Raw genomic sequence first — 15,459 nt, forward strand, 5'->3', positions numbered from 1 at the left:
TATATTCAGTTACTCAAGCTGTAAACTCTTCCAGACTAATTCAAATTTAATATCTCAGGCAATTTCGACCATTAACTAAAATATTTATGTCCCGAAAATCTTGCCAATTAACAGAGAACAACTTAGAATACGCATATAAAATCTAAAATGTCAAGATCGCAAGCCAGGTTTGAGATCGGGCTAGACGATCGCTCGATCGCTACCCCTCAATCACAATTTCTCGCCTGACAAACAAGGCCCGATAAACAGGTTCACCCTTTTTTTGCGTCCCTATTTCCCGTTCTGTGGGGACTGGTAGGGGGTTTTCTGCTAACCATTCTTCTGTACCAACTTTCTGATAAGCTGGGTGAGCGGCAAAGCGATCGCGCATTTCCACCGCGATAAATTCCATATCTGATTGCACAAACACAACCCCACCAACTGCAAGGTAGCTGGCTAAGTCTGCTACTAATTCTGGTTGCACTACCCGGCGTTTAGCATGGCGGGTTTTAAACCAAGGATCGGGAAATTGAATTGTGACGCGCTGTAAACTTCCTGGAGGGAGGGAAGATAAGAGCGATTGCAGTGAATTATTCACATTGCAAAATAAGTAATGTAGGTTGGTTAAAGCCAACTCAGAACGTAATTTATTCGCCTCCAACACTAACGGTTCTCGAATTTCTAAGCCGAGATAATTCCAGTCTGGTTCTATGTTGGCCATATTCACCAAAAATTGCCCTTTCGCGCAGCCAATATCTAAATGTAGTGGTTGATTTGGCTTGGCATAAATTTTTTCCCAGTCAATGGGACTTGCTGGTGTTTGATATTTTTTACCCAGTGGATTTACATGTTGACGGACTCGGACTGCTGCCAAAATTTCCTCTCCTTAAACGACTTTAGATTTTGGACTTTCCTGCGGAACACTACGCGAAGGATTTTGGATCTATTACGCCAAAGTAATCTAAAATATAAAATTATCAAATAGGCACGATCGGAATATGTCGATCAACTCAATTTTAGATTATTTTCTGAAATTTATCCTGTCATATTTGAAGGTATATAGTAATTATATTTAAATTGTAGAAATTATTGTTCGCATACCGTGCCGGAGGCATACCACCAAGCCGCCAAAAAAGGAAACAGAGAATTTCATAAGTTATTTAGGACTGCTATATAAATTTGCACTAACCAAATTTTTAATTTCCTGCTGTTGAATAGCTAAAAGCTTCTCAAATGTGAGTTACTATATCTTTTTTAACTAAATGTTTGGATTAGCTGCTCAGGCAAAAAAAGGCAATAATATGCTAGAATTGTATCAAATTATGGCAATTATTCAAGAGCAATTTAGAATAATTTTGCGCTTTGCTGAGTAAAAAAGCTAAAATCTACGATTTTTGGAGATTTTTAGGTTATGACAACCTCACAGGAGAGGATTATCCCGATAGACTTGCGAACCGAAATGTCGCAGTCTTATCTGGAATACGCCATGAGCGTGATAGTGGGTCGGGCGTTGCCAGATGCCAGGGATGGTCTAAAACCTGTGCATCGTCGCATTCTCTACGCAATGCACGAGCTAGGTCTACTTCACGATCGCCCTTTTAAGAAATGCGCCCGTGTGGTGGGGGAAGTGTTGGGTAAATATCACCCCCACGGTGACACGGCAGTATATGATGCCTTGGTGCGGATGGCGCAGGATTTCTCCATGCGATCGCCCCTAGTTAATGGACATGGTAACTTTGGTTCGGTAGACAACGATCCACCAGCCGCCATGCGGTACACAGAATGCCGCTTACAAGCTTTAACTAGCGCTGGGTTACTCCACGACATTGAGTATGAAACTGTAGATTTCGCCGATAACTTCGACGGTTCGCAGCAAGAACCCACAGTCTTACCCGCACGGATTCCCCAATTGTTGCTCAACGGTTCCTCTGGGATTGCCGTGGGTATGGCCACCAACATTCCGCCGCACAATTTGGGCGAATTAATTGATGCTTTGGTGGCTGTAATCCACAATCCCGAAATCACCGATCTCGAATTAATGCAGTATGTCCACGGCCCAGACTTTCCGACTGGGGCGCAAATTTTGGGAACATCTGCCATTCGAGAAGCTTACACCACCGGGCGCGGTTCCATTACCATGCGTGGTGTTGCCAACATTGAAACCGTTGAACAACGGGGACGGCCAGATAGAGAAGCAATTATCATCACCGAATTGCCCTATCAAACTAATAAAGCGGCGCTGATTGAAAAAATCGCCGAAATGGTGAACGAAAAGCGGCTAGAGGGCATCGCAGATATCCGAGATGAAAGCGATCGCGACGGGATGCGAGTTGTCATCGAACTTAAGCGTGATGCTTATCCCCGCGTCGTTCTCAACAACCTCTACAAGCAAACGCCACTGCAAGCCAACTTTGGGGCGAATATGCTGGCGTTAGTGAATAGCGAACCCCAGGTACTCACCCTCAAACAGTTTTTAACCGTCTTCTTGGATTTCCGCATCGAATCTATTGCTAGACGCACCCGTTACGAACTGCGGAAAGCTGAAGAACGCGATCATCTCCTGCAAGGGTTATTAATTGCCCTAGCCCAGTTAGATCCAATTATTGTCTTGATTCGCCATGCACCCGATGCACCCACAGCCAAAGGTGAGTTAATCACAACTTACGGACTCTCGGAAGTGCAAGCAGATGCGATTTTGCAGATGCAATTGCGGCGGTTGACTGCCTTAGAAGCAGACAAAATCAGGTTGGAACACGAGGAATTACAAGAGAAAATTACCGACTTACAGGATATTTTGGCACGTCGGGAGAGAGTGCTAGAAATCATTGAAACTGAAGTCGCGCAACTAAAAACTAGCTTTGCCACACCCCGCCGCACAGTGATTTTACCAGGGGAAGGGGAATTAGACGATCGCGACCTAATTGCCAATGAGAAAGCGATAATTTTAGTTACAGAGCAAGGTTACATCAAACGGATGCCGGTTAATACCTTTGAAGCGCAAAGCCGTGCTACCAGAGGTAAAGCCGCAGCCAAGGTAAAAGATGATGATACCATTGAGCATTTCTTGACTTGCTGCGATCACGACAGTATTTTATTCTTTAGTGAGCGTGGTGTCGTTTATTGCCTGAGAGCTTATCAAATTCCCGCGAGTTCCCGTACCAGTCGCGGTACACCAATTGTTCAAATGCTACCCATTCCCAAAGAGGAAAAAATCACCTCAATTGTACCTGTTGACGAGTTTAGCAACGAAGAATATTTGGTCATGCTCACTAAGGGCGGCAATATCAAGAAAACCGAATTGGCAGCCTTTAGTCACATTCGCGCCAATGGTTTGATTGCCATTTCCTTAGAAGAAGGCGACCAACTGCGCTGGGTGCGACGTGCCAGAGTCGAGGACAGTGTAATCATTGGTTCTCGTAACGGCATGGCGATTAACTTCCGATGCAACCACGAACAACTGCGTCCTTTAAGTAGGGCAACTCGTGGAGTGAAAGCCATGAAACTCAAAAATAAAGATGAACTGGTGGGTATGGATATTCTGCCCGCAGCGATTCTGGAAACTTTGGATATAGTTACAGAAGCCGAAATAACCGAAACAGAAGATATCGAAATTACCGAAACTATCGAAACAGAAGATATCGAAATTACCGAAACTACTGAAGAGTCAGCAGAAGTACCTAGCAGTGGCGTAGTTGGCCCTTGGGTGTTGGTAATTACAATGGGAGGATATGGTAAGCGCGTCCCCGTTGCTCAGTTCCGGCTGCAAAATCGTGCTGGTCAGGGTTTAATGGCAACTAAGTTCAAAAACCGCAAAACTAAAGACAAGTTGGCAACCCTACGCATTGTCAACAACGATGATGATGAAATCATGATGGTGACAAATCGCGGTATTATCATCCGTCAAGCGGTAAATGCGATTTCTATTCAATCGCGATCGGCAACTGGAGTCAGAGTGCAGCGTTTAGATGAAGATGACGCTATTACCGGAGTGGCAATAGTTCCACCTGATGCTGCCGATGCAGAAGAAGCAGAGTAAGAAGCAGGGGGAACTGGCGTTGCAGGGGAGGCAGGGGGAGAGGTTTATCTCTTTGCTTCCTTGGTTTATTGTCTTAGCTAGCGGCATTTTAATGGGGCTAACTGTAGCCCCAGTAGGTGCGTGGTTCTTGGCTTGGATTGCCCTAGTACCCTTATGGGTACTAGTTGTCACTTCAGCCAAAGGCAAAAACCAATCCCCTCCTGCTTTCTTCTGGGGTATTGGTTTTCACGGTGTCGCCCTATTCTGGATTACCGGAATTCACCCGATGACATGGTTGGGCGTTCCTTGGTGGCCGAGTTTGGCAATCACGCTTTTTTGTTGGGGATTTATCAGTGTCTTGGGTGGGATATTCGTTGCGATTTGGGCGGCTGTGATGGTTCGCCTGGGCAGTCAAAAACCGTGGTTGCGTGTATTGATTGGTACAGCCGTCTGGTGTGGATTAGAGAGTCTGTGGAGTGCGGGGCCTCTGTGGTGGAGTTCTCTTGCTTACACGCAAAGTCCGCACAATCTCGTAATTGTCCATTTGGGTCAACTCTCTGGGCCTAATACTGTGACAGCAGCGATCGTTGCTGTTAATGGTTTAATTGCTGAAGGATGGACGAACCGCAGAGACGCAGAGAGCGCAGAGAGAATTTCCTCTGTGTCGTGCCAGTTGCTACAACGGGGGGAACCCCCGCAACGCACTGGCTTCTCTGCGCCTCTGCGGTTCGTTAATAAATACTGGGTTAGCGCCACGGGACTATTAATTACCTTACACTTGATTGGTTTTATCTTATATAGCCGTCCCATCGCCCAACCCCCAGAAGCAGCCTTAAAAGTGGGGATTATTCAGGGTAATATCCCGAACCGACTTTTACGAAGTTCCGAAGGGTTTCGTCGCGCCCAAGAAAATTACACTAATGGGTATCTAACTTTAGCAGACCAGGGTGTAGATGCAGTCTTTACCCCAGAAGGAGCCTTACCCATTTTCCAGCGCAACTTGATGCAAACTGCCTTAGTCGCAGCAGTGAAGGAAAAAGGTGTAGTTGCTTGGATTGGCGCTTTTGGCGAACGGGGAGAGAGTTATACAATTAGCTTGTTTACTTTCAACAGTAAAGGTGAAATTGTCAGCCGCTATGATAAGTCAAAGCTAGTACCTTTGGGAGAATATATTCCCTTTGAAGGAATTTTAGGCGGAATAGTTCAACGGTTGTCGCCTTTGGAGGCACACCAAGTACCGGGTTCAGCCAATCAGATATTTGACACTCCTTTTGGTCGGGCGATCGCTAGTATATGTTATGAATCGGCTTTTCCTGAACAATTTCGCCGTCAAGCTGCTGCGGGTGGGCAATTTATCCTCAGTTCGTCTAACGATGCCCATTACACTGCATCCATGCCATTCCAGCACCATGCACAGGATATCATGCGGGCAATTGAAACCGATCGATGGTCAGCACGAGCAACGAATACCGGATATTCAGCCTTTCTAGATCCTCACGGCAGAACCTTGTGGATATCTGGCTATAATACTTACGAAACTCATGCTGAGACAATTTATCGCCGACAGACACAAACTTTATATGTGCGTTGGGGTGATTGGTTGACACCGTTGTTGTTGATATCCTCTGGAGGAGTTTGGCTAGCAATTAAACTTAGCAATACCAAAAAAATATAATTTTTGCAGAAGTCATAATCACAAGTTTTTATCCGAACACGATCTAAAACTTCGCCATTTATCTACTAAATTGGCAGTTCAATAACAAATTCTGTTACTTTTCCTGGGTCTGATTTACACCAAAGCTTACCACCGTGTTTTTCTACGATAATTTGACGGCTAATCGATAGCCCTAATCCAGTTCCTTGACCTACAGGCTTGCTTGTAAATAGATGTTCAAAGATTTTCTCCATCGCCTCAGATGGTATTCCTACTCCATTATCTTGAATATGAATTAATGCCCAGTTTTGATCTTCGCTGAGGTGAGTGCTAATGCTAATACGATTAGGATTCATCTGAATTTCGGAAAAGGAAAGGTTGTGATTGCTTTCTTCTAAAGCATCAATAGCATTAGATAAAAGGTTCATCAACACCTGATTAAGTTGTCCAGGATAGCATTCCACCAACGGTAATTCTCCATAGTCTCTAATCACTTCAATCATCGGACGATGTTCGTTTGCTTTTAGGCGATGCTTCAAAATTAGTAGTGTATTATCTATTCCTTCGTGAAGATTAAAGGCAATTTTAGTTTGAGTATCACTTCGTGCAAACATTCGTAAGGAACTACTAAGATCGCGAATGCATTCTGTCCCATGTTGCATTGAGGCAAATATTTTAGGCAAGTCTTCTATTAAATATTCCAATTCAATTTCGTGAATCTTTTTTTCAATTTTTTCTCCTGGATACGGAAACTCCTTCTGATAAAGATTTAAAAGCTGCAAAATATTTGTAACATATTCTGCTGCATATTTTAGATTTATAGAAATATAGCCAACAGGATTGTTAATTTCATGAGCGACTGATGCAACCAACAGACCCAATGCTGACATTTTTTCACTTTGAATTAATTGCTCTTCAGCTTGTTGCAATTTTTGTTTATTTGTTTGGTTTTGATAAACAAATTCAAGGGTCTTTTTGATTGTCAATTCTAAATCTTGGAGATTGATGGGTTTAACTAAAAAATCAAATGCACCTGCATTCATGGCTTTTTGAATGTTCTCCATGCCTCCAGCCGAGATAACGATAGTTTTAAAGGTTGGGTTTAATTCCTTGAGTTTGCTGAGTAAGGTTAAACCATCCATACCTGGCATATTCATATCAGTAATCACCAAATCTAAATCTGTATGTTCAGATATTTTTTCCAGGGCTTCTATCCCATTCAAAGCAAAAATAAATTGATATTGTCCTTGACGAAGTTGCTTTCTAAATTTTTGGCGAATCAATTCTTGGATGTCGGGTTCGTCATCTACAAAGAGTAACTTAGCTGAAATAGTCATTCTTCTAAATAGAGTGAGTACACTAAATTAAAAGCAAGCTGTAAAATTTACATATATCTTGCTTTTGTATCTGGATATTTTTAATTTAATTAAAGATATTGAAAGCTCAGAACTTTCTTTTTTAACTCGCTAAATTCAATAGGCTTGTTGATATAATCATCAGCCCCATAAGACATAGCAGTTTGATAGTTTTTATCGTCCCCATAAGCAGTGAGCATAAACACTTTAAGATGGGAATACTGCTCTTTAATAATTTTGAGAAGCTCTAATCCACTCATGCCTGGCATATTAATATCTGAAAGAATAAGTACCATTGATGCCATGTCTTCTGATTGGAGATATTTTAGTGCTTCTTCTCCTGAAAGTGCAAAGTAAAATTTAATTTGACCTCCTTTAATTTCTTTTCTAAATTGTTGTTGAAATAACAATTTAACATCGCTTTCATCATCTACAACTAAGGCAATAATCATCTTAAAAATTCCTCAACTTTGACTTTTGGGTAAGGTAATGATAAACTCGGCATAACTACCTACTTCAGATTGCACGTCTAGTTTACCTCGATGCTGTTGGACAATGATTTCGTAAGTGAGTGATAGCCCTAAACCTGTGCCTTCTCCAGTTGGCTTGGTTGTGAAAAAATGTTCAAATATGCGATCGCACACTTCTGGACTAATACCAGAACCATTATCCCGAATCCGAATTTCAACGGCATCGCCCAGATTTTTACTTCTTACTTGAATTACGGGGGAAAATTCAGAGCCAATCTCTTGCTGTTTTTTCTGCATGGCATAGCACGCATTGCTGATAATGTTGAGAAATGCTCGGTTTATATCTTCCGGTACGATTTCGATTTGACTAATAGTATCGTCATAATTCTTATCAAAAGTTATATTAAAAGAAGTATCTTTTGCCCGCATCCCATGATAAGCAAGGTTAAGCGTCTCTTCGAGTAGTTCGTTTAATTTGGTGGATTCCCGCTTACTCTCACCACTGCGCGCATGAAGCAGCATATTGCTAACAATCTTTTCGGCTCGTTTGCCGTGATGTTCGATTTTGCTGACATTGGTTTGTAAGATACTCATAATCTCTGCAATGTTTTCAGCTGCGTCTACATCTAAGCGTTCCCATTGTCCAGTAAGTTCTTCTGATAATTCTTGGGTCAAATCAACCGAAAGTTGAGCAAAGTTGTTGATAAAGTTGAGAGGATTACGGATTTCATGAGCAATTCCAGCTGTTAGAGAACCCAAGGAAGCGAGTTTTTCTTGAGCAATCATCTGCTTTTGGGTGGTTTGGAGTTGTTCATTCGCTTGCTGAAGCACCTCTGTTTGTTGCTCTTTTTCGGTTAGGAGTTCTTTAACTCGGCGGATAAGTTGATTGAGAGAGGTTGCTAATTGACCTGTTTCATCAGATGTCATAATAGGAGCTTGCAAGTCAAAATTAGCTTGTTGTGTGGCTTCTTGAGCAATTAGCGTCACTGCCTTTAAGGGCGCAGAAATATTTTGAGAAATCAGTATCCCTAATACTAGGGCGAAAAAAATGCAACTAATTGTGGATGCTGTAATGATATAAATAGTAGGTTTTATCTGGTCTAGCATTTCCTCATAGAGTGGTGTGTACTCTAGGACAACGACTGCAACAGTCTCACCACTCTCTATTTCAACTGGGACAACAATTTGCCGGATTCCTTGCTGATAGTCTTGACTTTTTTCGACAAAAAATCTTGTCAACTTATCTTTAAGTGTTTGAGCAATCTCTCCGTGTTCATCTTCCCGAAAGACTTTTCCAATATTCTGAGGGTGAACATCGGCTAAAATTTTCAGGTCTTTATCAATAATTTCAATGTCACGTTTCTTGAACTTATGCAGGGCGACTACCATCTTTTGCAGCTGCGCTGTATGTGGCGGAGTGATTTTATCTACCTCCACTTCTTGATTAGCGATCGCAGCGATGGTTTCTGCCACGTTCTCTGCTTCTAGAATCGCCATTTGCCTAGCCGCCTCTACCTGTTGGTAAATAGCAACAACGCCAACCACTCCAGTCAGTAACGAAATACCTAAGAAACCAATTATAAGCTTCTGCCTGATTTGCATTTTTTATATAGGCTTTCTCATACAGTGTTTATGATATGATTCCCATAATCAGGCTCAGATAAACATATTGGGTTTCTCTATTCAGTTCTGAGAGATCAGAGTCTATTACATACTGTTCGGTTAAGGCAAGAGACGTGATAAATCGCCGTCTTTACAATAATCAGTCCTTCGTCTGGACGATCGCTTAAACGAAGCAATCTACTTATGCTTTTGGGATTGCTTCACTTCATACCCTTCTCCTTCGGAGACGCTACGCGAACGGGAACGCCAAGGGCGAACGCAATGACAATTATTTAACCGGAGATGATAGAAATAGCAATTGAGCAAATATTTTTCTAGATAAATAGTTTTTATCTACACAATTTAATTCAGTTCACAATTATCCATAAGACTGAAATTTCAATACACAATTTCATCCCCAATTAAGTTTAAAACACCTATTTGACTGATAATTCGCAGAATTTAAAAGTGTTTAATAAAGTTATTACCGAAAGTTGAGAGAAGCAAAAACATGAAAGGTTTCAGGAAGTTATCCTCAATAGCACTATTGCTATGTGCTTTTGTGTATCCGCCCTCATTAGCTGAAGCAAAGGATATTTCTTTAAGTAATATTCGCAATGAACAAAGCGCTGCACCAGAAGCTAATCTAGTTGGAGATCAAACCGGAGAACTTTTAATTGCTCAACGGCGACAGATGATTCGACGACGGCAGCAATTCAGACGGCGGCAGATTATTCGACGGCGGCAGCAATTCAGACGGCGGCAGATTATTCAACGACGGCAGCAATTCAGACGGCGGCAGATTATTCGACGGCGGTAGATGTAGTAGTTAGTGGTGGTTTAACCACCACTAACTATCATTATCTTCTAATGACTTGCTACTACCTCTCCTTCAAGGCGAACTAGTCGGTCTGCTAAAAGTTTTTCCAGGTCTTCTAATGCCTTGGTGAAACCTTTAATGCCTTCGTCTAGTTTGTCAGTTGCCATACGGTCAGCAGCGTGCATTTTGTCATAGCTAGCTTTGTCAATGGATATCTTTTCGATTTCCAAGCTTGCTACCTTGGCGGGGTCAAGTTTGCGGGGTAGTTCTCCAACAGTTGACTGCAATTCAGCTAGAAGTGATGGCGAAATTGTCAGTAAATCACTACCTGCAAGTTCAGTAATTTCACCAAGGTTACGGAAGCTAGCTCCCATGACTTCGGTTTTATAGCCGAATTTCTTGTAGTAGTTGTAGATTTTGGTGACAGACAAAACTCCTGGATCTTCGGCTGCTGGGTAGCTATCGCGTCCGGTATCTTTTTTATACCAGTCAAGAATCCGACCGACGAAGGGAGAAATGAGGGTAACGCCGGCTTCTGCACAAGCGATCGCTTGGTGAAGACCAAACAACAAGGTAAGGTTACAGTGAATACCTTCTTTTTCGAGAATTTCCGCAGCGCGAATGCCTTCCCAGGTGGTGGCAATTTTAATTAAGACGCGATCGCGGCCAACTCCAGCAGCTTTATACTGGGCAATTAAGTCCCGTGCCTTAGTCAGGGTAGCTTCGGTATCGTAAGACAAGCGAGCATCTACTTCTGTAGACACGCGACCAGGAATAATTTGTAAAATCTTTAAGCCAAAGGCAACTGCCAAACGGTCAAAAGCTAGAGAAACTATCTGTGCTTGGGTGGCTCCGGCTCCAGCATCTTTTTTCGCTTGCAGTAAAGTTTGATCGACAATTCCCTGATATTCTGGCATTTGTGCCGCAGCAGTAATCAGAGAAGGATTGGTGGTGGCATCTTGAGGTTTGAACTTTTCAATTGCCTGGATATCCCCCGTATCTGCAACTACAACAGTCACTTCTCGCAATTGTTCCAGTAAATTCTTAGACATAAAAGACTCCATGATGTTTGTTTAGGATTTACTTAATTCCCCATTCCCCAGTTCTTTACACTCTTTACTGTTCCTTTAATTCTGATTCTGGCAATTTTTCTTAATGATTGCCCAATTTTGCTTACTATCTAGAGCCACAGCCCTATTCTAGATGCCTTATGCCGAAATTGGCTGTCCAATGGAATGCACTTTGATTAAGCTAGTTGTGCCCGATTTACCAATTGGAACGCCAGAGGTAATCACTACTTTATCGCCCTTATTGGCTAGACCCATATCCACAACTGTGTTCACCACATTGGTAAACATCTCTTCAGCATTGTGAACTGGTGGGATTAGCAAAGCTTCCACACCCCAAGAAAGGGCTAGTTGACGATAAGTGGTGATGTCAGGGGTTAGCGCAATAATGGGAGAAGTAGGCCGATATTTAGAAACCATTCTCGCCGTACTGCCTGAAGAAGTGTTACAGAGAATTGCTCGTGAGCCTGTTTCATAGGCGATGCGACACACAGATTCTGCCACAGATTCGGTAACGCTCAGACTCCCTGCTTCATGACACCAGGCATGCTTACTACCCTCATCTAAAGCCTGTTCTGTCCGCACAGCGATATTGTGCATCATCTCGACGGCGGCGATGGGATATTGTCCGACAGCCGTTTCACCAGAAAGCATTACTGCATCCGTACCATCTAAGATGGAGTTGGCTACATCAGTTGCTTCGGCGCGGGTGGGATCGGGGGCGCTAATCATCGACTCTAGCATTTGGGTGGCTGTAATTACCGGCTTGCCAGCACGATTGCAACGGCGAATAATATCTTTTTGAATCAGGGGTACTTCCTGAATTGGCACTTCTACCCCTAAGTCGCCACGAGCAATCATAATTGCGTCGGCAACATTCAAAATAGAATCAAAGCTTTCTACTGCCTCTGCTCTTTCGATTTTGGCAATTAAGCGGATGGAAGCGCCAGCTGCTTCAATCATTCGCTTGGCGGGTTCTAAGTCTTGTGGCGATCGCACAAAGGACACCGCTACCCAGTCTACACCCAACTGAATCCCAAAGCGCAGATCCAGCAAGTCTTTTTCGGTGATGGAACTAACAGGTAAAGGAGTTTGTGGTAAGTTTACTCCTTTATGTGTAGAAATTAACCCGCCAGTTTTCACTTGAGCGCGAATGCGATCGGCATCGCGATCGGTAACAATTAACTTGACGCGACCATCATTAATTAAAATCGGTTCACCTGGTCGCACCATTGCGAACAAAGTCGGTAATGGTAGAGGTATTTCGTCAATACTCTCACCCTTTTCTTGCAAAACAAAGGTAACTTCAGTACCAGCTTCTAAATTTAACCCTTCCGGTGGTAAAGTTCCTAAACGAATCTTCGGGCCACAAAGGTCTTGCATAATTGCGATCGGTTTTTGCTGCTCAGTGCTAATTTGTCTGAGATATTGAGCAGTTTGGGCGTGGAATTCATAAGCCCCGTGGGAGAAATTCAACCGTGCTACATTCATTCCGGCTTCTACTAAGCCTCGCAGCTTTTCGGGTGCAGATGTAGCCGGCCCAACAGTACAAATGATTTTGGTTCGACGCATAGGGATTAGGGGTTGAGGAGTAACCTGTGAATTCGTAATTCGTAATTCGTAATTCGTAATTCAGAGACTTCAGATTTTATTTGGGTTTTCGGGTTTAAATCTTTAGCCTTCTTTCAAAGAATTAGTATTACGAGCCAAAAATCACATTTGCTTCATATCACTGGTTTGCTAAATAAAAATACTAGATTGCGTTTTCTTTTCGGCATCTTTCCCATTTGACCCAAATCCCAAAAGTCAAAGGTTAATCACCAATGACCATTAAACAATTCGTAGTTCGTAATTATGTTTTGTAACGGGGATTTCAACCCCGACTAACAACATACAAGCTGTTTATTATTCGTGAGTATCAACCCCTATTAAATTAAAAATTACGAATTACGAATTATGAATTATACAACAGCTGTTGGGGCGAGTTGTTCCTTTTGTGACATAGATAACATCAGGTCAATTACACGATTCGAGTAGCCCCACTCGTTGTCATACCAAGCAATTACCTTAAAGAAGTTTGAATTCAATTCAATCCCAGCACCTGCGTCGAAGATACTGGAATGGGTATCGCCTTGAAAATCTGTGGAAACTACTTCTTCATCTGTGTATCCCAAAATCCCCGCTAGTGAACCTGCGGCAGCCTCCTTCATGACAGCACAAATTTCTTTGTAACTGGTGGCTTTGGCAGTTTTGAAAGTTAAATCAACTACAGAGACATCGGGAGTCGGAACTCGTAATGCCATACCAGTCAATCTACCCTTCAATTCTGGTAAAACCAGTGCTACGGCTTTAGCTGCGCCTGTGGAGGAGGGAATAATATTCTGACTTGCACCTCGACCACCCCGCCAGTCTTTTTTGCTGGGGCCGTCTACAGTTGGCTGAGTGGCAGTCATAGCATGAACTGTGGTCATCAATCCCTCAGTCAAACCAAAGTTGTCATTGATGACCTTGGCTATGGGAGCTAAACAGTTTGTAGTGCAGCTAGCATTAGAGACAATGATATCTTTGCTGGGATTAAATAGGTGATGATTGACACCCATTAGCAGAGTAGTAACTTTATCTGGATCTTTGGTGGGAGCAGAAATTACTACGCGCTTTGCACCTGCTTTTAGGTGGTTTGCGGCTCCTTCGTAGTCAGTAAAAAGTCCCGTAGATTCGACTACATAATCTGCACCTAATTTTCCCCAGGGTAAATCTGCTGGATTTCTCACAGAGACACAAGGAATAAAGTGCCCATCAACAAGGATGCCGTCTTCCTTGGCTTCAATATTGTGCTTTAATTTACCGTGGGTTGAGTCGTACTTTAAGAGGTAAGCGAGGTTATCTGGTGGTACTAGGTCGTTAATGCCCACAAACTCGATGTTGGGATTATCGATGCCAGCGCGAAGCACGAGTCGCCCGATTCTACCGAAGCCATTGATACCAACTTTCAATTTAGTCAAGATTAAACCTCCCGTTGTGGTGGAAGTTGAACAAAAGGAGAAAGTTAAAAGTCAAAATAGATTGCCTTTTACTCTTTACTCTTTGATCCTGACAGTATCAGCAAGTTAAGGCATATTTACTTGGCATCTTTTAAGGATTGGGATTGGGAATGGGGAGAATAATAACTCCTAACTTTTGTACAGACGCGATGAATCGCGTCTCTCAGCACTCATAAGGAGCAATCCACGATTTGTTAGGAGATAAATAGCAAAAGTTCCTAGCCAGTGACTAGCTGCATAATGTTCAATTACAACATCTGTTAGTCCATGCCGACGATGATGAAGGGCAGCAGAGCGGAGTGTTTCGATGCGGCGATCGCTATTTGCTAATCTAGATATGATCCCCTCAAGCATCCAAGCACGACTGAGATTAAGTCCCCAGAAGTGGGCTTGCATATAATCTTGAGGATTATCTACTGTGGCAGGTTGTAACCAATTTACTGAATTGTCAATGGGTATTTGTGGAAGAAAATCGGTTAGCCAGTCGGTAAAATCTGTTGTTGGCAAGACTCGCCGCATTAAATCCGCTTCAGCAAGTCCAGGAGAGAGAAAATCGTAGCCAAGCGGCTCAAATTGTAACGAGTAGTTGCGATCGCTCAGATAAAATTGCCGTGCTTTGTTCTTCACTAACTGAATAAAATCAGTATTTTCGGTAATCCTTGCCCAGTCTAGCATCAAACCAAGTGCAAAAGCTGTTTGGCTATGCATCCCTGTGCGATTTGGGAGTTTGAGTTTGTCAATCCAGCGCTGTAAGTTATCTGCAATCAACTTTTCTAGCGGTTCCAATACAACCCGCCATTCTTTTGCTTGAGGATGATTCCATTCATGAAGTTCCGCAGTTAGTTGCAGAAACCATGCCACACCATAAGGAAATTCATAAAAGGGTAGCCGTTGAAAATGGGCAATCTCTCCTTGAATTTTCTCAGGTGTTAGGCTCTGGTTAAGTGCTTGCTTTGAAGCAGCATTAAAAGAGGCTTCAGGAAAATAACGCATCAGACGTACTAGCAACCAGTGACCATGTACGGCTGAATGCCAATCTAAGCAGCCATAAAAAGCAGGAGTCAATTTACGCGGTGGTTTTATATCCTCGTCACTATCAGCCCAATACAGATTACTGTTGGGATACTCCCGCTCGATACAATCCAGCACTAATTGAGCAAATTGTGCTGCAATTTTTTCATTTATCTCTAAATTATCGGATGGCACGATCGCTTAATACAACTTTGCGTAAAAGTATAGCGTTTTTAAGTTAAGGGGACGCATTAACATTGCATTAGCATACATTAACATTGTATCGGTATGCATTGACATTGCATTAAGATGCATTGGCATTGTATTGAGATGCATTGCAATTGCATCGGCATACATTAACATTGCATCAAGATGCATTGCCATTGCATTGGGATGCATTAACAAACATCTTTGAAAATAAATTAGGACTTACGCAAAAAAACTC

11 protein-coding genes are annotated in these 15,459 nt (G+C 42.7%); 3 read left to right on the forward strand and 8 right to left on the reverse strand.

Features of this window, described 5'->3' with window-relative positions:
- Positions 1–199 precede the first annotated feature (199 nt).
- On the reverse strand, positions 200–853 hold the full coding sequence (gene trmB, locus GTQ43_RS12450; protein ID WP_265272924.1) for a tRNA (guanosine(46)-N7)-methyltransferase TrmB: 654 nt from the start codon (positions 851–853) through the stop codon (positions 200–202).
- 537 nt (positions 854–1,390) lie between these two features.
- Here trmB and gyrA point away from each other — a divergent pair.
- Positions 1,391–4,015, forward strand: coding sequence for a DNA topoisomerase (ATP-hydrolyzing) subunit A (gene gyrA / locus GTQ43_RS12455; protein WP_265272925.1), 2,625 nt, complete (start codon positions 1,391–1,393; stop codon positions 4,013–4,015).
- Positions 3,996–5,669 carry an apolipoprotein N-acyltransferase gene (gene lnt / locus GTQ43_RS12460; protein WP_265272926.1) on the forward strand — a complete coding sequence of 558 codons (1,674 nt, stop codon included), beginning with the start codon at positions 3,996–3,998 and terminating at the stop codon, positions 5,667–5,669. The genes gyrA and lnt overlap by 20 nt, the downstream gene beginning before the upstream one ends.
- Before the next feature lie 65 nt (positions 5,670–5,734).
- On the opposite strand, the gene GTQ43_RS12465 is transcribed toward lnt, so the two are convergent.
- The 3 genes from GTQ43_RS12465 to GTQ43_RS12475 all read right to left on the reverse strand — a co-directional run bounded on the left by GTQ43_RS12465 (position 5,735) and on the right by GTQ43_RS12475 (position 9,075).
- Positions 5,735–6,985, reverse strand: coding sequence for an ATP-binding protein (locus GTQ43_RS12465; protein WP_265272927.1), 1,251 nt, complete (start codon positions 6,983–6,985; stop codon positions 5,735–5,737).
- Positions 6,986–7,074: 89 nt separating this feature from the next.
- Positions 7,075–7,455, reverse strand: a complete 381-nt coding sequence (locus GTQ43_RS12470; protein ID WP_265272928.1) for a response regulator — start codon at positions 7,453–7,455, stop codon at positions 7,075–7,077.
- 12 nt (positions 7,456–7,467) lie between these two features.
- A complete protein-coding gene (locus tag GTQ43_RS12475; RefSeq protein WP_265272929.1) occupies positions 7,468–9,075 on the reverse strand; it encodes a sensor histidine kinase in 1,608 nt (535 codons plus the stop codon).
- A 511-nt stretch (positions 9,076–9,586) separates the two neighbouring features.
- Here GTQ43_RS12475 and GTQ43_RS12480 point away from each other — a divergent pair.
- Positions 9,587–9,895 carry a hypothetical protein gene (locus GTQ43_RS12480; protein WP_265272930.1) on the forward strand — a complete coding sequence of 103 codons (309 nt, stop codon included), beginning with the start codon at positions 9,587–9,589 and terminating at the stop codon, positions 9,893–9,895.
- A 47-nt stretch (positions 9,896–9,942) separates the two neighbouring features.
- On the opposite strand, the gene GTQ43_RS12485 is transcribed toward GTQ43_RS12480, so the two are convergent.
- The 4 genes from GTQ43_RS12485 to GTQ43_RS12500 form a co-directional block, all read right to left on the reverse strand.
- A complete protein-coding gene (locus tag GTQ43_RS12485; RefSeq protein ID WP_265272931.1) occupies positions 9,943–10,947 on the reverse strand; it encodes a transaldolase in 1,005 nt (334 codons plus the stop codon).
- A 156-nt stretch (positions 10,948–11,103) separates the two neighbouring features.
- Positions 11,104–12,534 carry a pyruvate kinase gene (gene pyk, locus GTQ43_RS12490; protein WP_265272932.1) on the reverse strand — a complete coding sequence of 477 codons (1,431 nt, stop codon included), beginning with the start codon at positions 12,532–12,534 and terminating at the stop codon, positions 11,104–11,106.
- Positions 12,535–12,923: 389 nt separating this feature from the next.
- On the reverse strand, positions 12,924–13,964 hold the full coding sequence (gene gap / locus GTQ43_RS12495) for a type I glyceraldehyde-3-phosphate dehydrogenase (RefSeq protein WP_265272933.1): 1,041 nt from the start codon (positions 13,962–13,964) through the stop codon (positions 12,924–12,926).
- A 168-nt stretch (positions 13,965–14,132) separates the two neighbouring features.
- Entirely contained in the window at positions 14,133–15,209 is a 1,077-nt protein-coding gene (locus GTQ43_RS12500; protein WP_265272934.1) for a DUF2891 domain-containing protein, read from the reverse strand.
- Between the last annotated feature and the right edge of the window lie 250 nt (positions 15,210–15,459).

Source organism: Nostoc sp. KVJ3, assembly GCF_026127265.1.
Taxonomy (GTDB): domain Bacteria; phylum Cyanobacteriota; class Cyanobacteriia; order Cyanobacteriales; family Nostocaceae; genus Nostoc.